The following is an 18,456-nucleotide window of genomic DNA, read 5'->3' on the forward strand; positions in this document are numbered from 1 at the left end:
CATCTACGAAGGATGGCCATGTTAGTGTCGAGTGTTGCCTAGGAAAACGTTTTTTTTGTGCTGCCCCGCATCATTTTGTCGTGTATTCCGCCTCTGAGGCAGGCAGGGCATGCATTTCTGCGCCCTTAGGGGCTCCGATGCCCCATCCGCCTTGTGCGTCGAGAGCGACGGCGCCCACCAAGGTGGTGAGGGCCTTGTGGCCTTTTCGGAGCGCCATCTGCTACAGCCACTTGAATCCGTGAACCGTCACACCACCGCGTAGCCGGCAGCTTGTTCCTGTAACTCCGAGGCACGTTTCCACAGTCGTGTTGCTTCGTCGTCGCTCAGGAAGTCGCGGTTGTTGTCGCTGACCGCTCTCCAGGGTGAGCGAAAGCTTCGCCTCAAGCTGGACGCCGAGGCAAGCGGGTGGGGCGAGAAGAGGCCCACGGAGAAGCCCTGCGTGCCACCTTCTGGAGGGATCGATTCGTCCGTCGTACGTTCCGGGGGCTGAGGTACGTAAGAAAGCCGCAGACGACCATCCTAAATGTGTGGAACGCCGACATGATTGAGCAGAATCTGCTTCTCGAAGAAATGACCTGGCCCGAGGTCGAGAAGGCACTCGAAGGAGGCTTCACGTCCATCGTGATCGCCGTGGGTGCGATCGAGCAGCACGGGCCGCACCTTCCGCTCCTTGTAGACGCGGCCCGCGGTGATCGCCTGGCTGTAGAAGTCGCTCGGCGGCTTGGAGGATCACTCGTCGGGCCTACCATCCGAGTTGGGTGCTCCGAGCACCACATGGGCTTTGCGGGAACTCTGTCGGTCCGGCAGCAGACGCTAGAGGCGATCTGTCTGGACTACACTGTGAGTTTGGCGCGACACGGCTTCCGCGACGTGTACTTCGTGCCTTCCCACGGCGGCAACTTTGGCCCGCTTGCCGAGATGCTCGGTGACCTGGCGGCGGCTGTCGCCCCAGGGTGCACGGTCCACGCGTATACGGACCTGCTCGGGTTTATGGAGTTATGGCAGGGCGCCGTAGCTCAGGAATCGCCAGGCCTCGAGGGGCGGGTCGGGGGACATGCGGACATCGCAGAGTCCTCAGAGATGTTGTGCATTCGGCCGGATCTCGTGCGTGAGGATCGGGCTGAGGAAGGGAATGTTCAAGAATTCGACGCTGCGCTTGCCCAGCGGATCTTTCGGGATGGATTCAGATCGGTGACGCCCAATGGGATTCTGGGTGATGCGCGCGGGATGAGCGCGGCGATTGGGGAGCAGTGTATTAAGAGTGCCGCTGATGGGATCGCAGCAGCGTTGAAGGCCGACTGAATAACCTGAGCACAGCGGTGACTTCGAATGCACCGCGTTATGCGGTCTTTGTATCCCCTCATGGATACGGACATGCCGCTCGGGCCTCCGGAGTCATGGAGGCGTTGAACCGGCACAATGGAGCCCGGTTCGAGGTCTTCACGACGGCACCGCGGTGGTTCTTTGAGGAGTCCCTGAAGGGGCTTTTCGAGTATCACGAAGTGGAGTGTGATGTCGGGTTCAGGCAGGCGTCTGCGCTGAAGGCGGACCTGGGTGCTACGGCCGTCGCGCTCAATGAGCTGCTGCCGTTCCCGGACGACGAGATCGACCGGCTCGCACAGCTCGTCCGAGCCTCCGGTTGTGAGGCACTCCTCGCAGACATCGCACCTTTTGGGGTCGCAGTGGCTGAACGGGCGGGGATCCCTTCGGTACTCGTCGAGAACTTCACATGGTCTTGGCTCTACGAACCCTTCTTCGGCGAACATCCGGAGTTAGAGGGCTTTTCAGATGAGCTCGCGATGTGGCGATCCCGAGCCACCGTGTTGATCCAGACGGAGCCGCTCTGTTCGCGTGACGAGGGTGCCCGTTTGGTGAACCCAATCAGCCGAACCCCTCGCCTGTCCCGGTCGGATCAGCTCGCCGCCCTCGGCGTTGGGGAAGGGGAACGACTCATCGTCGTGACCATGGGTGGCTACGGCGAACCGATGCCCTTCTTGGACGAACTCCGAAGCCAGGATGGCGTGACGTTCGTTGTGACCGGCGCTCAAGAGACGTCCACTGACGGGAATCTTCGACTCTTCAGTAACCAGACGCCGATCTTCATGCCCGACATGATGCGGGCCGCGGACGCGGTCGTGGCAAAACTCGGATACGGAACCGTAGCGGAGGTGTGGGCCGAGGGACTCCCATACGCCTATGTGAGCCGCCCCGGTTTCCCCGAGATGCCTCCATTGGAGGCGTTCTGCAAACGAGAGCTCGGCGCTCTTGAAATGAGTCCGAGCGACTTCTCCTCCGGGAAGTGGATTGGCCGGATTCCTGAGTTGCTCTCGATGCCGCGGACACCACGTACGAACGGCGGTGCGGAGAGCGTCGCTGAGGTGCTCGCTGGACTCTAGAGGACAGCGTTACCGGACATCGTTATCCGACCGGGTCGACGACCCCCAATACATGGATCGCGATAAGACCTAGGATGCCGACGACAAGCAGGTAATACACGGTCGGCAGAATCGTCTTCCGCAGCGTCGCCCCCTCTTTGCCCAGCAGCCCTACCGTAGCAGATGCCGCGACCACGTTGTGAATCGCAATCATGTTGCCGGCGGCGGCTCCGACCGCCTGAAGTGCGACGATCATCACGGTGGACATCGCGAGACGTTCGGCTACTCCGTACTGGAAGGCGGAGAACATCAGATTACTCACCGTATTCGAGCCCGCGATGAATGCGCCGAGCGCGCCGGTGAGGGGTGCAAAGAACGGCCATACCTGACCGACGTTGCCCGCCACCCACTCCGCCATCGCCAGTGGCATGGCCAAGAAGCCAGCGCCGTTCACTTCAGAGTTGATGTAGACCCGGACCATTGGGACGGTGAAGATGAGCACGAATCCCGCGCCCAGGAGGACTTTGCTGGACGATTGCACCGCCTCCTTGAGAGCCGACCCACTCATCCGATGGAGCAGTGCCGTGATCCCGACCACGACCAAGAGCACGAACCCGGGTAAGTAGAGCGGCGTCGTCGTGGCCGTGATGCCCGACCCTAGGATGTTCGCCCACTGGATGTCGGGGACCTTGAGCCATCCCCCAATGGGAAGGTTGGGCAGCCGTGTGAGGACCAGAAGAAGTCCGAGGATTCCGTAGGGAGCCCATGCCATTACCGAGGAGACACCGCTCTCCGGGACGTCGGCCAGCTCTTCTTCCAATCCACTGACCCACTCGTCGTCCCAACGATCGCGGGCGGGGAAGTCCCATGTGTCCGAGGGGATGAGCCAGCCGCGCCGGGCGAAGGTCACGACGATGGCCAGGCCGATCGGGGCCCCCAACAGGGAAGGGAACTCCGGACCGAGGAAGGTGCCAAGGAGTACGTAGGGCACGGTGAAGGCTAGACCACCCACGAGCGTGAACGGCAGAATGGATAGCCCTTCCGTCCACGACTTCTTCTCTCCGAAGAATCGGGTGAGCATGATGACCATCCATGTGGGCATCAGGACGCCCGCGGTCGCGTGCAGCAAAACCGCTTTCGCGGTGACCGCCTCCAGGTAGTCCCGCATGGAGAGGCCGGCCCCAGCCAGGTCAGCCATGAATGCTTCGCCACCGAGCCCACCCTGCACACCCACCAAGACGGGTGTGCCAACAGCACCAAACGTCACCGCTGTGCTCTGCACCATCATGCCGAGCATGACTGCACCCGCGGCGGGAAAACCAAGGGCGACGAGAAGTGGTGCAGCCACGGCAGCCGGTGTGCCGAACCCTGCCGAGCCCTCAATGAACGAACCAAAAAGCCACGCGACGATCACGACTTGGACCCGTCGGTCGTCGCTGACGCCGTGGAAGCTCCGGCGGATCGCCGAGACACCGCCGGATCGCTCCAGCGTGTGCAGGAGCAGAATCGCACCGAAGATGATGAAGAGCAGGTCGAACGTCAGGAACAGGCCCTGGATGGACGCTGCCGCGATGCGCGAAGGCTCCATCTGCCACGCCCCAAACGCCACCGCGACAGCCGCGAGATACGCCGCGGGCATCGCCTTCTTAGCTGGCACCCGAAAGCCGACGAGGAGTGCACCCCCCAACGCAATGGGGAACAGGGCCAGGAAGGCCTGTAGTCCGGCGCCCACCGTTAGAAGGGCACGTTCAAGGCGTCACACAGATAACGCATGAATGGTGTGCCAGCCCGGAAGAGCTGTTCGAGCTCTTTGGGCAGGTCCGAGTTGAGTACGAACTTCTGAGGCAGAGACGTGATCGCGATAAAGTCCTTGAACTTCAGATCCTCGATAAGCGGGTGCTCTGGATCGAATCCTTTTGGTGGGCGCGACAGTTTGTCGCCGACCAACCCGACCGTACCCAGGAATTTCTTGCCCCGTGACGCCTTCTTCCAACCCGCCGGTTCGGCAACGATGTGCTCCCGGATGGCCCGTAGCGCCTTCGATTCCGGATGCCAGACGCCCATTCCGGCAAAGACCTCGCCGGGTTCGATGTGCAGGTAGTAGCCCGGTGCGTAGGCGTTCTTGGCCTGCTCGTGCCGGAAGTGTATGCCCACATGCGTCTTGTAAGGCGTCTTGTCCTTCAAGAAGCGGGTGTCGCGGTAGATCCTGAACAGGGATCGCGGCGTGGCCATGAAGTGGGGGCTCAACTTCTTCAGGTACGGCGCGAAGTCTGATATGAAACGCAGCGAGGCGTCTTTGATGTGCGTCTCGTACCGAGGCTTGTTCTTTGAAAACCATTCGCGGTCGTTGTTGTCCGCCAGGTCCTTCATGAACTGAAACGCACCGCGCGCGAAGTAGGGTTGGGCTCCCACTTCTTTCACATCTCTTACGGGTAAAGCCACTTCGTACTCCACCCAGTCTCGGTATGGGAGAACACCAGGCGGTCGTGCAATCGGTCTGCGCGGCCCTGCCAGAACTCGATCTGGTCCGGCCGCACGAGATAGCCGCCCCAATGTGGCGGGAGCGGAACGTCTTCGCCTGGATACTGTTCCTTGAAGTCCGCGACTGCTGCCTCCAGAGAACTTCGTTCTTCCAGCGGTTCACTCTGTCGTGAAGCCCATGCCCCAATGCGGCTTCCTTTCCCGCGGGACGTGAAGTAGGCCAGGCTCTCTTCGCGTGAAACGCGCTCGACGTGTCCGGTCACTCGGACTTGCCGTTCGAGTACGGCCCAGTGAAAACAGAGGGCCGCGTGCGGGTTCGCTTCGAGTTCGCCCGCCTTTCTGCTTCCATAATTCGTATAGAAGACAAAACCGCGCTCGTCCACGCCCTTGAGTAGGACCGTACGAGCAGAAGGAATTCCTTCCGCGGTCGACGTAGCCAATGTCATCGACTCCGGAAGAGCGATCCCGGACTCCTCCGCAGCCGAGTGCCAGGCACGAAAGAGGGCGATGGGATTCATATCCGCTGCCGCCTCAGGGAGGCCGGACGCTACGCCTTGCTCCAAGGTGAGCATGGTCTTGATGGAGGATTTCAGAGACATGCCGGAAGGTGCCCGCTCCGTGGAAACACGACAAGGACCCGTTGCTCGTCGTAGTCGGGTCGGTTATTCTTGTATCCCCCCCCAGGGGGGTAGGGGTAAGGTGTACCGAACGGAGGCTGCGGACATGCAGGATGAACGAACCACCGACATCGTGCGGCGCCTAAAGAGCGTGGAGGGCCATGTTCGAGGCGTGGAGCGCATGGTGGGCGAAGACGCGTACTGCATCGACGTCGTGAACCAGATTCTGGCCATCCAGCGCGCGCTCAAGAAGGTGAGCGGTCTCGTTCTGGACCAACATCTCCACCACTGTGTGACAAGCGCCATTCGCGGCACCGACGACAACGAAAAAGAACAGGTCCTCGGAGAACTACTCCAGGTCTTCGAAGCCACCGGAAAGGCCTAAAGGAGAGAACACATGACGAATAAGACCGTGACCGCCCCGAGCATCAGCTGCGGGCACTGCGTCGCCACCATTGAGCGGGAAGTCGGCGAACTGAACGGAGTCGAAGAGGTGAAGGCGGAGCAGGTCGCCAAGACCGTGAAGATCTCCTGGGATCCGGATACGACGGACTGGGTGGTCATCGAGGAACTCATGACAGAGATCGGCCACCCGCCGGTAGGCTGAGTCGAGAGTGGTCTCATGACACCTGACGTTCGCGAGCGTGAGGTCGTTCTCCCCATCACGGGGATGACGTGCGTCAACTGTGCAGCGACCGTGGAGCGCGCGCTTCGGAAGACGGAGGGTGTGTCTGAAGTCTCCGTGAATTTTGCCACTGAGCGAGCCACGGTGCGGCTCACGAACTCGGTATTGGAAAAGGCGGACCTCACTGAGGTCGTGAGCCGCGTGGGCTTTGGTGTGCTCGAGGCCGAAGGCGAAGCTCTGGAGGACGCCGAAGCCGCTGGCCGACGGGCTGAGATCGCGGATCAAACGAAGAAGTTCTGGACCGGGGTCGCCTTCGCCGGCCCGCTCTTTGTTCTCAGCATGGCTCGCGACTTCACGCTTCTGGGAGCGTGGTCGCACGCTCCTTGGGTCAACTGGCTCATGTTTGCGCTCGCGACCCCAGTCCAATTTTACGTGGGGTGGGACTACTACGTCGGAGGCTTCAAGTCACTTCGGGCCGGCTCCGCGAACATGGACGTGCTCGTCGCGCTCGGGTCGTCGGTAGCCTGGATCTACTCGGTTGTGGTGGCCACGGCGCTCACGATGGGCTCCGTGGCTGCGGGTGAGCATGTCTACTTCGAGACCGCTGCGTTGATCATCACGCTGATCAAGCTTGGAAAGCTCCTTGAAGTGCGAGCGAAGGGTCAGACGGGCGAAGCCATCCGGGAACTCATGGAACTCCAACCTGACACCGCCAGAGTCGTGCGGGATGGAGTGGAGGTCGAGGTCTCCCTCGCAGACGTACTCGTAGGCGACCTGGTATCGGTGCGGCCCGGTGGCCGGATTCCCGTCGATGGTATGCTGGAGCAGGGACACTCTACCATCGACGAGAGCATGCTTACGGGAGAGAGCATGCCCGTCGAAAAAGGCCCTGGCGACACAGTCACCGGTGCGACGGTGAATCGCGTCGGCGCATTCCAATACCGAGCCACCAAGGTGGGTGCGGACACCGCACTCGCGCAGGTGATCCGGCTTGTTCGTGAGGCCCAGGGCAGCAAGGCGCCCATTCAGCGATTGGCGGATCGAGTCGCCTCGGTGTTCGTGCCGGTCGTGATAGGCTTGGCCTTGGCCACGTTCCTGGTGTGGTGGCTGGCCGTTGATGCTGGCTTTACCCCGGCGCTCATCCGGATGGTCGCTGTACTGGTTATCGCATGCCCGTGTGCGCTCGGGCTCGCGACGCCCACTGCCGTGATGGTGGGGACGGGGAGGGGGGCTCGTATGGGCATTCTCTTCCGATCCTCGGAAGCGCTCGAGCGCGCTCGGCAGGTCGACATCGTTGTGTTGGATAAGACCGGCACGGTGACGAAGGGAGAACCCGTCGTGCACACGGTCCATGGTGCGAACGGGAATGACGCAGAGCTTCTCGCTCTGGCGGCCTCCGCGGAGATGCGCAGTGAGCACCCGATCTCATTGGCGGTGTTGGCGGCTGCGCGGAACCGCGGCCTTGAGGTGCAGGAACCGTCGAGCTTCGAAGCCGTCGTTGGTCGAGGTGTTACCGCCACGGTGCAGGGCGTGGACGTACTCGTCGGCTCCAGGCGCCTCATGACTGAGAACGGCATCGATACCGCTGCCCTCGATCCAGAGGAGGCACGCATCGAGGCGTTAGCTCAGACCCCGCTTTGGGTTGCTCAAGACGGTCATGCGATCGGGCTGCTCTCCGTCGCCGATGCACTCAAGGACGGATCGCGTGAGGCCGTTGGCCAGCTCCGGGCTGCGGGTCTCCGGGTCGTTATGCTGACGGGCGACCGTGAAACCACCGCGCGTGCCGTAGCGGCCGAGGCAGGAATTGACGAAGTCATCGCCGATGTACTGCCGGACGGAAAAGCGGAGGCGATTAAACTGCTTCAAGAAACGGGTGATGTCGCCATGGTCGGCGACGGGATTAACGATGCGCCCGCTCTGGCACAGTCCGACGTCGGCATCGCGATCGGGACAGGGGCCGACGTGGCGATGGAAGCCGCCGACGTCACGCTCATGCGTGGGGATCTCCGCTCGGTGCCACTAGCCTTCGAGTTGAGCCGAGCGACCATGCGGACCATCGAACAGAATCTGTTCTGGGCTTTCTTCTACAATGTGGTCCTGATTCCCGTTGCAGCGGGCACTCTCTACAGCTTTGCGTTTCTGCCGATGATGCTACGGACGCTCCACCCGATCCTGGCGGCCGTCGCTATGGCGTTCAGTTCGGTGAGCGTCGTCGGGAACAGCTTGCGACTACGAAGAGCGACGTTGGCGAGTGAGAAAACCTTCGGCGGGCTGCGCTCGTAAGGTCCACCATGATGATGATTCTGAAGCGAATGGTGAAGCTCGTTTTGAGCTGGATCGCAGGTAAGATCTAAGACGCCCTGATCGGCTTCTCTGACCTCATATGGGTCGGTTCAGGTCATCCTGCGGCGACCTGTTCGAGCGTGTTCCTCAAACGCTCGGTGAGCACGCGATAGATCCCTCTTGCAACGGTCGGGTTCTGCTCGATCAACTGGTCGAACGAATCCTGGCCGATGCGCAGGAGGGTCGTCGCCTCCGCGGCCGTGGCCGTTGCTGAGCGGGTTTCTTGGTCCAGAATGGCCATCTCACCAAATCCTTCACGCGTTCCCAAAATCGCGAGTTCTGTGGCTCCGCGGGTGATGCGCACACCTCCCTGCACGACCATGTAGAAGGCATCTCCTTCCTCCCCTTGGTTGAACAGAACCTCGTCGGGCTCGAGATAGACCACCTGCGCCAGGGAGGCGATACCCGCGAGATCCGGGCCTGGGAAATTTCGGAAGAGCTCGGAGCCCTTCAGGATCATGACCTTCTCGATCAGGGGGATCATGGCTTCATCCTCTTGTGCATCATCTGCTTTGTTTTTGTGGCGGCCGGGTGTCGAGATTTCGTCGTCTCGGCCCAGCACGTGTAGGCCGAGGGATCTCGGCCACCAGTCTTTCTCGTTCGTCAGTGTCTCGCCCGGGTTCTGTAAGATCGTGATCGCGTCCGGCACGAGCTCGATCGTTCTCCACTCTGGGAAATTCTCGGCCGCTGCTTCCATAAAGGGCATGACTAGCGCGGCCGTGTCTTGAGAGATCGAGCCCTCGAGCAGTTCGAGTGCGTTGCTCACGCGTGCGATGTCCTTGCTCAGAAGCGCCGTGGCTACCGGTGACAGGCGACGCGTGTCGTAAGACAGCGAGAGCACCCGCAAAACGCGGTGAAGGGACCGTGCCCTTAGACTTTCGAGCTCTCGGGCAACGAAGATAGCCTCCGGATTGTCTCCCGCCATCGAGCGGAGACCGCTTGCCGCTAAGGAAAATCTCAGCCCCTTCGCCATCTCCTCTTCCATGGTGCCTTGGAGCGTGGCCGGGTCGATAGGGTCGATTCGACCTGCGACGCGCATGCGGAGCAGCGAGTTCATCGCCGCCGGGCCGAGCGCGGGTTCTTCCGCGAGGGCGATCAAGGAGTCGCGTGCTGCGCTTCCCTCGATGGAAGCCAGCGCAGTCACAATACTCCGCCGTGTCGGGAGTGAAAGATCTCGACGCGTCAGGAGCCCAGCCATGGTCGGGACGGCGGGCTTTCCGAGTAATGCGAGCGCCTCAAGAACCATTGGACGGGCGGTGATGTCGCCGATCGCATCCGCGACCTCGGGAAGGAACTCTTCGAGAACGAGATCCCCGACGACCCCCACCGCCACGATTCGCGCTTCGTGATCGTCCCCACCCAGGAATTCTCTGAGCTTCTCGCTGTTGTCGTCCCCGAGCCGGGTTGTCGCGCCCAGTGCAGCTCTTCGCACAGCTCGGTCTTCATGTTCTTCGTAGCGCCGAATCTCCTTCGGTCGGATCCCTGGGAGGCATCCCGCCGCGGAGACTAGGGCCGCGATCACCGAAAAGTCGTCTTCGGTTCTCAGTCGTTCGACCACCGCTACGGCTGCGAAGTCGTCGTCGTCGTGCTCGAGTCTGGATAGAACCGTGGCGGCTTCCGCCCGGACCTCCGGGATGTCGTGCCCCAAGAGTTTGGTGGCTCTCGGAATCGATTCCTCGACCGGGAGTTGTTCGAGCAATGAGGCTGCGAATACCACTACGGTGGGGTCTGGATCGTCGAAGGCCTTGTCGATGACCGCGAGCGCTTCCCGGCCGACCAGGAAGGGAGTGTCGTTGCGCCCCGTGAAGTCAACCGCGTGTCGTGCGAGAGCGTTCTCAAGCGCAGCCATATAGGTGGTGCGGTGGCGTGTGTAGATCATAAACGCCACTGCCGCAGAAGCGACTGTGATTAGGGGTAGCAACTCGGCTCTGGTCGCTAGGGCGAGTGCCAATCCACCCGCAGCAGCCTTCGAGAGGGGGCTCAGGACGCCGCCCAGCGTCGCCATGGCGGCGCTCTTTATCTTGCCGGGGAACGGGAGTAACGAGACCTGTTCAACTGGCTTCTGCAACGCATGCTGTAGGATGTCGTCCAACGACTGGAGCCCGGCCAAGGCGTACACGCCACCCGTTACAGCGAGTCCGCCGGAGGCCAAGGTCAGTGCGCCACCTTGTAGCATGGCCGCCATCGAGACGCCGAGTTTCGGAAACAAGAATCGCGACGCCCAGAATTGCAGAAAAAGCGTGCCAGTTCCGACCACGGTCGACATCAAGCCATAGACGGCGGTGATCTGATCACGGGTGAAGTTCTCTTGCAGTGCCACCTTCAACTGCAGATCGATCAGAGTCCCCGTAAGTGTCAGCGCTATGATCCCGAAGGCGAGGAGTCGAAGGAGCTTCTCGTGACCGAGGGCTCGAAAACCTCTCCCGGCGCCGGTGAAGAATGCCTTCACCGCTCCAGTGTCGATCGCGTCTTCTTCCTCCTCGGTATGTGGTTCAGGGACGGCCCATAGGAAGGGGAGTGCGGCCAGCAGCAGGCCAGCGGAGATTAGGAGCAGGTTGGACGTGCCGAAGCTCCCGGCGGCGGGCACGACTGCCGCTCCACCTAGGATGGCGCCTATCGAGGCGCCCATACCGATCAGCGGGAGGAGTCTCTTGGCCTGGCGTCCTGTCAGCAGATCGCCCACGTAGTCCCAAGCGTGCGTGACCACGAGCACCTGGACCGCTGAGAGCCACAGGTAGATCAGGAACGATGAGCGGGGGTCGTATTCGAACAGAAAGCGGGCAACGAGGATCGATGCGACGAGACCAAGTGTCAGCCAAAGCGCGAGGCGGCGTCGCGCAGTTCCAGAGATCACTCCGGTGAACACGATGGCTGTTACCGCCGTCAGTAGGGCGGCGGCAATTACAGCGTGCGGGATCAGCGATCCCGGATAGACCGACAAAAAGAGCCCATTCTTAGCTGCGGAAAGCAGGGTCGTGTTGGCGGTGTTCAAGAAGAGGAACCCCGCCATGATCGCGAGGGTGTTGCCCTCGCCTTCCCTGAGGTGCAGTGCGCCAGCTAAGCGCGCTAAGAGATGGGTCACGGGCGCAAAATCAGAGGCTGACCCTCAACACGACCGAAAATTTCTGGTCGTTCGGCTTGGCTCCCGGGGCCGGGATCTCATCGTGTATGAACTCGTGTTCCACGGCGAGCGAGAGATTGGAAAGGAGTCGAGTCGAGAGTGACGTTGTCATTTCGACGATGTAGTCACTGAACGAGTCGATCTTAGGCTGCCAAAACGTCACGTGTCCGATTTTGGCCCCCGACGCAAATGTGTGATCGAGTTTGAGGCGTGTGCTCCACCGCGCCGTGATGCTGATTTCTTCCTCCGTAGCCCCGGCATCGAGGGCAAAGTCCTCACGGTCGAGTGTGGCGGCGAGGCTGAACGAAGCCTTACTCGCTTCGTCCTCACTGCGGCCGAACGTCCATTTCGCGCCGGCACCACCGCTGACTCGCGAATCGATCTTGCGGATTTGATCCCGCGAAGCTGTGACGAATATGAAGGGTGAGAAGTCCGAGGCTGGCTTCCAGTCGAACTTTATGGTGCTGCGCATGTCGTCGGCAATGATGCGGTCTTCACTCTTGCCGTAGCGCACTAGTGCTGAGACTTCGAATTCGTAGATGTCAGTCTGTGCCCGCGACAGCGCTCCGCCGGTGCGGAGGATTCCAAAGGAGCTGTTTCCAGAGGAGCCGTTGAACCCCAACTCGAGTTGGGCCCTCCAGAGGTCGGGAGCGTCCTGTGCGTGTACCGAAGCGGCCAATAGGCAGGAGAAAAAGGCTATCGCCATGGCGCTGCGGTGCAGCTTGGGGGTCGTCATTCGGTCTAGTGCTGAGGGTTGATCGGCGCCGGCAAAGTCTCTCACTGGGCCGCTTGCGGCAAGCTTCATGGACGTCAGTATGGGACCGTGCGTCCCGCCGGATTTCCCAGTCTGTTTGATCGCACTTGGCTTTACTGCTTAGTGTTCGTTCCAGACACGGATTCGCCCAGGTGATTTCATGGACGAAAAACTTAGAGGCAGCTTCCCTGGCGGGCCGAGCAAAACTCGGCCGGTAGCAGAACGCACGACAGCGCCCCGGTTATCACGGGTCGAGGACCTTGAGCGCCGGTCGGCGGTGAGGCAGCAGGGGCGCACGCGTGCCCGAAGAAAGAAGCGTTTCGTCTTGGGTCTCGTCGTCTCGCTCATCGCGGCGGGAGGAACGGGACTCTACTTTGGGAAGCGTAGCCACGTCACGCTGGAAGAAATCAGGGCAGAGCAGGAAACGGTTACCGGTGGGGCCCAGGGCGGAGGAGGCGACACGGACATGTCTTTCCTCTCTGGTGAGGTCAACCGCACGCTCTTGGAATTGTGGAAAATGGAAGACATCGAATACATGAGAAACTCACGATAAGGGAGTCTTGTATTGGGCGGTGACAACAGGCGGGGATGGAGAGAAATGATTGCGGAATCGCCTCAACGCGCTCGCATTCTCGTGGTCGACGACGAAGCGGACATTCGGCAGAGCCTTCAACGTCTCGTGACCCGCTTTGGCTATACCGCCAAGGGTGCGTCCTCGGCCGAGGAAGCAGATCGCTGGCTCACATCGGAGCGCTTTGACCTGCTTCTGTTGGACATCGAACTCCCTCGAATGAAGGGAGTGGAGTTCCTGTCCTGGGCGTTGTCGCGTGATCCTGAAATGGCTGTGATCATGCTCACCGGTCTCGACATCCCTGAAGTCGCGATCGAGTGCATGGATCAAGGAGCGAGGACCTACCTCGTGAAGCCCATTGAGGTCGATTTTCTGCGTCTTGCTCTTCGTGATGCGTTGGGCCTGCGAAGGGTGCTCGTGGAGCGAAATGACCTGGCAAGTAGGGCCTAGGAACGAACTGCACGAAGCCCCTGGCCGGTTTGTGCCAGGCACGTGATTCTGATGGTCCTTAGGCACCAAGCGCTCATTCGACTCTAGTCGTCGACCCGCAGGAGCAGGACCATGTTCGTGTTCTCCGATCGCCGTTTCTTCACGATTGCCACACTCACCGTCTTGGCGGCCGGCTGCGACTCCGGGCCCGCCGTCGAAGCGGCGGACCTTGTTTTGAGAGGCGGGAAGATCGTCACGGTGGACGATGAGACCCCCCAGGTGCAAGCTCTCGCTTCGCGAGATGGGCGCATCATCGCGATGGGCTCGGACGCTGAGATGTCCGGCTACATCGGGGACGGTACCCGAGTCGTCGAGCTCGACGGGCACACGGCGATCCCTGGCTTTATCGAGGGGCACGGTCACTACATGGGGGTGGGCCGCTCCACACTTCAGCTGAACCTCATGACGGTTGCCAACTGGGGTGAAGCTGTTGCGATGGTGGAGGCTGCGGTAGCAGACGCAGAGCCTGGGGAACTCATCACCGGCAGGGGCTGGCATCAGGAAAAGTGGGACGTTCGGCCCGAGCCGAATGTCGACGGACTCCCGTTCCACGCGTCGCTGAGTGCAGTATCTCCTGACAATCCCGTGATTCTGCGTCATGCGAGCGGGCACGCGACTTATGCGAATGCCAAGGCTATGGAGCTTTCAGGAATCGACGCGAGTACACCGGACCCCCGCGGCGGTGAGATCGTCAGGGACGCTTCGGGTAATCCGATCGGGGCCTTCCGCGAGACGGCGGGTGGCCTTCTGGGCCCAGCACAACGAGGTGCCGCATCTCCGGACCCGGCACGTGTCGCGCTCCTGGCTCAGGAAGAGTCGTTTTCCAAGGGTATTACGTCGTTCCAAGATGCGGGGTCGGGTTTTGGCTCCGTCGACCTCTGGAAAGACCTCGTGGACGACGGATCTCTCAAGATCCGTCTCTACGTGATGCTACGCGGGAGCAACGACAGCTTCCGCGAGAAGCTGGCCGACTACCGTATGATCGGGTACGGAGATCGACTGACTGTGCGGGCGATCAAACACTCGATTGACGGAGCGCTTGGCTCACATGGTGCGTGGCTGTTAGAGCCCTATGACGACCTGCCCACAAGCACCGGCCTCAACACGACGCCGGTCGAGGTGATCACCGAGACGGCCGCTCTCGCCATGGAGCATGGATACCAACTGAACGTCCACGCGATCGGGGATCGGGCGAATCGAGAGACACTCGACATCTTTGAAGCGGCATACGTTACCGCCGGTGGTGAGGACTACCGGTGGCGCGTTGAGCATGCGCAGCACCTGAACCCCGATGACATCGGGCGGTTTGGGGAGTTGGGTGTGATCGCCGCTATGCAGGGCGTACATGCGACGTCGGACGGTCCGTGGGTCGAACCGAAGTTGGGTGCGCAGCGGGCCGCGGAAGGCGCATACGTGTGGCAGAAGCTCATGGAGTCGGGGGCCGTGATCATGAACGGTACGGATGCTCCCGTCGAAGATGTCGATCCCATGGTCAGCTATTACTCGACGGTCTCCCGTGTCATGAACAACGGTGAGGTCTACTTCCCGAACCAACGGATGAGCCGGCTGGAAGCGCTCAAGTCTTACACGATCAACGCAGCGTACGGCGCCTTTGAGGACGACGTCAAAGGATCGTTGGTCGTTGGCAAGTTCGCGGACATTACGGTCTTATCGCAGGACATCATGACGATCGATGAGGCCGCGATTCCGGACACGGAAATCGTCTACACGATCGTGGGTGGCGAAGTCGTCTACGAGGGTGGTCGCTAACGTGGAGCCCGATACCAGAAGCTCCCAGGACGCTCCCTTCGGGAGCGCGCTCCTTGACATCTTGGCTGTGATCGAGAGCGCCAAGGCACGAGGGGGTATCGAGAGCCTGCGGCGCTTTGTGGCTAAGGCTCTCCCCGAGGCTGAGGAGTCCGAGGTTTTCGAAGTAGCGGACGTCGCTCTTGAGATCATCGAGTCGATACCGATCTTCTTGGCCCGAGCGCGCCAAGAAGCGGGTGAGCGCGGCCTGAACTCCGTGGTGTTCCCATTGCTGGAGCATGCAGAGAATTACTACCTGCAACCGTTGGACTTGATTCCCGAGATGACTCAGGGACTCCCTGGGTTGCTAGACGACTCCTATCTCATCATCCGCATCTTGGAGAACATGGAGAAGGGTCCTGACTCCTTCCTGGATTGGGACCTCGACCACCCTGCGCGCTTCTTGAAGCGTCTCGTTGGGCCCGCCATCGCGAAGCGACTCGACCTGATCGCCATTCAAGCGATGCAGGAAGTGTCCTCCCAACTGAACGATCTCTGGGCCAAGATGTCGCACTCGGCCTAGTCGGAGCCTCCACTCCACTCCGCTATCGTCGTCCGTTGCCGTCGCCTGTATCGGCCTTCTCTTCCGGCTCCGGTTTTGTCCAGAAGTCCTCTGTTCCGGCAGTCCCGCTGGCGAGCGCGCCGTGGTAGAATGCCGCGTTGAAGAGGATGCGGAACGTCCCGCGGGGTTGGCCTCTCCATTGGGGCTGGAAGCCGACCAGGATCACGTGCCCGTCTCCATACTTCACGTCTACAGCAGCCGCTTGGCCTTGAAGGTGCTCTTCACCCAGTAGGTAGCCGGACATAAGCGGTGAACCCGCGGGACCGTACGACGCGATCACGGACCCTTCAAAGCCTTCTTCGGTCGTGAACACGGGGCTCCGGTTGAAGAAGACCTTCGCGCGATCCGGCATACCGGCCATGACCGGGTGTCCCGTATCTGTGCGGACCTCGAGAATCGAACCGGAAGAGAAAAAGTCCCCCCGCCCGAGACCCCGAACCACGTTGCTGACCGGGAGGTGGAATTCGTCGATGCATAGGTCCGCCGAGGCACTCAGGCAGACCAGAGTACCACCGGCCTGAACGAAGTTGTCGAGCTCACGGATGCCTTCTGCTCCAATCCCTCCCACGTATTGGGGTGGAGCGGAGCCGTTTGCGAAGCCATTCATGAGGCTGCCGACACGCTCGGAAGGGAGCACGATGACATCGTAACGATCTGTGAGTTCGCCCGCGTGGATGTCGGCGTTCCGGACACTTGTGAACGAGAAGCCATGTTCTTCGAGGAGCCATCGGCTCCAGCCCTCGTCCATGCTGGGCGACCAGGGTCGGTACAGCCCAAGCCGTGCACGTGGCAGCGCTGTGCCGGACGAAGACCCACGGCTCGCCCTGAGGGCCAGTTCTGATACCAGGGTCTGCGCCGTGGAGTTGTTCAGGTCGGACACCACGTATTGGCCATTCGAGAATCCCACGTTGGCTCCCGCGTCCCAGGCTGCATTGAGTGCACGGAACGAGTTGTTCTGACCGGGATCCAAGAGTAGGGCACCACCCGAGCCGGTCACGCGCCCGGCTGCAGGCACGATCGCTGCGGCGACCGGGTTCGAATCGAATCCAACGCCAGGGACGGCATCGAAGCTGGCGGCATCGTCGACATCTGCATCCCACGCCGTGGCCTCCGCTTCCAGCGGAGCCATTGCCGCCCTGATCCCATCCGTCAGGGGCTGCGTGGCCTCGATGATCTGTACGTCCATCTGATAGCCGAGCGTCCACCCCGCGGCGTCATACGGCTGCTCAGGGGGGCCCTCCGGGTACTCACGGAGGTCAGGGTAACTCTGCACCTCCAAGACCTGGCGAGCGAGTTCGCCGAACTCCTGGTCGAGGGGCAATACCCACGTCCCAGCGGCGTGAGTCATCCCTTCGTGAGTGATCTCGGACTCGAGTTCGTACACCCTCAATCCATTGAAGGCGAGGCGTCGGAGAAGGTCCACCGGGGCAACGGGGTCCCGCTGTTCTTTTGGGATGAAGTACGCATAGGGGGGTGACGACTCATACTTCAGAATCTGATCACGCCCCGACTGGTACCGGTTGTAGAGGATGTCCTCTCGGTACTTCGCCGCGTAGTCGAGCACCGCGATGGATGCGACGCGCATGTAGTCGACGGCGTCGCCCAAACGCCACCAGCCGCCCTCCCACGGGGACGGATACAAAGATTCCGCCCGTAGGTCGCGACGGTCCGCAGGGAAGTCGTTCAGTGTGTAGAAGTGCGGTGTGGCATAACGCCACAGCGCCGTCTCGGTCCAAAATGCTGCCTGGTTCTGCATCATCGGCATGTAGTCGACGTAGCCGGGATACCATGCGTCGAAGCCAGTGCCCATATGGACCGATCCAGGCATGCCCCGTGACTCGAGCATCGAAGCGATCGTCATCCCAATCGTGTTCACCGTCCGCGCCATGATGGGGGGCGAGAACGTCGCGATGGGCTCAGCGAACGGAGGCAGCCAGATCCGCGTGGGGAAGGGGGAGCTCTGGTGATGCACGTAGATGATCTGTGGGTCCCACTCCTGCCATGTGCGGGCGAGTACCCGCGACTCGATCATGTTCAGCATGTAGGCATCGCGGTTGTTGTCGTGCCCGATGTACTTCTGGTAGAGCGTAGGAAGGCCGGACACCTCGTACTGGGTGCCGACGTTCGACATGTACCAGTCCGAGACCATCGTTTGCCCGTCCGGGTTCAGCGACGGCCACAGGACGGTGATGACGTTCTCGCGTATGTCACTGATGCGGGCCTCTTCACTGGACACCAACTCGTATGCCAACTGGATCGTGTGTTGGGCACCGGCGACTTCCGTCGCGTGCAGGCCACCATTCACGTCAACGATGGCCTTGCCTTCCAGGGCGAGTTCTCTCGCCATCGCGTCGGTCAGGTCGGCCGGGTGCGCGAGCGCGTCCGCGATGTCTCTGTAGTGCTCGACCTGGGCCAGATTGTCCGGCGACGAGATGAGAGCGATCCACCACTCTCTGCCTTCAGACGTGCGGCCTGTCGGCAGCATCATGATCCGATCTGAAGCCGCGTCCAATCGCTGGAAGTAGTCCACCGACTGCTCGTAGGTGGCGAGATGGAAGTCAGCGCCAGGTATGAAGCCCAAGACGGACTCGGGCGTCGGGATCTGAGCGGTGAGGGGGGCCGCTAAAACGGCGACTGCGACGAGGGTGAAGACGGTGCGCACGGCGAAAGACCTGTCTAAGTGGACGCGTTGCGGAAGGTGCCCGCATGTAT

Annotated in this window: 16 protein-coding genes; 9 read left to right on the forward strand and 7 right to left on the reverse strand. The window is 61.3% G+C overall.

Features of this window, described 5'->3' with window-relative positions; genetic code table 11:
• Window positions 1-70: 70 nt before the first annotated feature.
• Entirely contained in the window at window positions 71-217 is a 147-nt protein-coding gene (locus P8L30_09515) for a hypothetical protein (protein MDG2240429.1), read from the reverse strand.
• A 323-nt stretch (window positions 218-540) separates the two neighbouring features.
• On the opposite strand from P8L30_09515, the gene P8L30_09520 reads away from it, so the two are divergent.
• Together P8L30_09520 and P8L30_09525 are read left to right on the forward strand one after the other, a co-directional pair.
• Complete coding sequence (locus P8L30_09520; protein MDG2240430.1) at window positions 541-1,302, forward strand: creatininase family protein; 762 nt, start codon at window positions 541-543, stop codon at window positions 1,300-1,302.
• Between the two features lie 17 nt (window positions 1,303-1,319).
• A complete protein-coding gene (locus P8L30_09525) occupies window positions 1,320-2,396 on the forward strand; it encodes a hypothetical protein (GenBank protein MDG2240431.1) in 1,077 nt (358 codons plus the stop codon).
• Window positions 2,397-2,418: 22 nt separating this feature from the next.
• Here the strand turns inward: P8L30_09525 and P8L30_09530 are convergent, their stop codons facing one another.
• Genes P8L30_09530 through pdxH form a run of 3 tightly spaced genes read right to left on the reverse strand, consistent with a single transcriptional unit; the run spans window position 2,419 to window position 5,455 of the window.
• Entirely contained in the window at window positions 2,419-4,107 is a 1,689-nt protein-coding gene (locus tag P8L30_09530; GenBank protein ID MDG2240432.1) for an L-lactate permease, read from the reverse strand.
• A 2-nt stretch (window positions 4,108-4,109) separates the two neighbouring features.
• Complete coding sequence (locus P8L30_09535) at window positions 4,110-4,817, reverse strand: DUF2461 domain-containing protein (GenBank protein MDG2240433.1); 708 nt, start codon at window positions 4,815-4,817, stop codon at window positions 4,110-4,112.
• On the reverse strand, window positions 4,802-5,455 hold the full coding sequence (gene pdxH, locus P8L30_09540; GenBank protein ID MDG2240434.1) for a pyridoxamine 5'-phosphate oxidase: 654 nt from the start codon (window positions 5,453-5,455) through the stop codon (window positions 4,802-4,804). The genes P8L30_09535 and pdxH overlap by 16 nt, the downstream gene beginning before the upstream one ends.
• Before the next feature lie 124 nt (window positions 5,456-5,579).
• Here pdxH and P8L30_09545 point away from each other — a divergent pair, with 124 nt between their 5' ends.
• The 3 genes from P8L30_09545 to P8L30_09555 are packed head-to-tail and all read left to right on the forward strand — an operon-like array spanning window position 5,580 to window position 8,381.
• Complete coding sequence (locus P8L30_09545) at window positions 5,580-5,858, forward strand: metal-sensitive transcriptional regulator (protein MDG2240435.1); 279 nt, start codon at window positions 5,580-5,582, stop codon at window positions 5,856-5,858.
• A 12-nt stretch (window positions 5,859-5,870) separates the two neighbouring features.
• Window positions 5,871-6,080, forward strand: a complete 210-nt coding sequence (locus P8L30_09550; GenBank protein ID MDG2240436.1) for a heavy-metal-associated domain-containing protein — start codon at window positions 5,871-5,873, stop codon at window positions 6,078-6,080.
• Between the two features lie 15 nt (window positions 6,081-6,095).
• Entirely contained in the window at window positions 6,096-8,381 is a 2,286-nt protein-coding gene (locus P8L30_09555; protein MDG2240437.1) for a heavy metal translocating P-type ATPase, read from the forward strand.
• Window positions 8,382-8,496: 115 nt separating this feature from the next.
• Here the strand turns inward: P8L30_09555 and P8L30_09560 are convergent, their stop codons facing one another.
• Complete coding sequence (locus P8L30_09560; protein MDG2240438.1) at window positions 8,497-11,523, reverse strand: cyclic nucleotide-binding domain-containing protein; 3,027 nt, start codon at window positions 11,521-11,523, stop codon at window positions 8,497-8,499.
• A 10-nt stretch (window positions 11,524-11,533) separates the two neighbouring features.
• Window positions 11,534-12,298, reverse strand: a complete 765-nt coding sequence (locus P8L30_09565; GenBank protein ID MDG2240439.1) for a DUF481 domain-containing protein — start codon at window positions 12,296-12,298, stop codon at window positions 11,534-11,536.
• A gap of 178 nt (window positions 12,299-12,476) precedes the next feature.
• On the opposite strand from P8L30_09565, the gene P8L30_09570 reads away from it, so the two are divergent.
• The 4 genes from P8L30_09570 (at window position 12,477) to P8L30_09585 (ending at window position 15,705) form a co-directional block, all read left to right on the forward strand.
• Window positions 12,477-12,869: a hypothetical protein gene (locus tag P8L30_09570; protein MDG2240440.1), complete on the forward strand. Its 393-nt coding sequence runs from the start codon at window positions 12,477-12,479 to the stop codon at window positions 12,867-12,869.
• Window positions 12,870-12,914: 45 nt separating this feature from the next.
• On the forward strand, window positions 12,915-13,337 hold the full coding sequence (locus P8L30_09575; protein MDG2240441.1) for a response regulator: 423 nt from the start codon (window positions 12,915-12,917) through the stop codon (window positions 13,335-13,337).
• A gap of 111 nt (window positions 13,338-13,448) precedes the next feature.
• Window positions 13,449-15,146, forward strand: a complete 1,698-nt coding sequence (locus tag P8L30_09580) for an amidohydrolase (protein ID MDG2240442.1) — start codon at window positions 13,449-13,451, stop codon at window positions 15,144-15,146.
• A 1-nt stretch (window position 15,147) separates the two neighbouring features.
• Entirely contained in the window at window positions 15,148-15,705 is a 558-nt protein-coding gene (locus P8L30_09585) for a hypothetical protein (protein MDG2240443.1), read from the forward strand.
• Between the two features lie 22 nt (window positions 15,706-15,727).
• Here the strand turns inward: P8L30_09585 and P8L30_09590 are convergent, their stop codons facing one another.
• A complete protein-coding gene (locus P8L30_09590; protein MDG2240444.1) occupies window positions 15,728-18,406 on the reverse strand; it encodes a M14 family zinc carboxypeptidase in 2,679 nt (892 codons plus the stop codon).
• Window positions 18,407-18,456 lie beyond the last annotated feature (50 nt).

It is taken from the genome of Longimicrobiales bacterium (genome assembly GCA_029245345.1).
Taxonomy (GTDB): Bacteria; Gemmatimonadota; Gemmatimonadetes; order Longimicrobiales; family Gaopeijiaceae; genus CALFPJ01.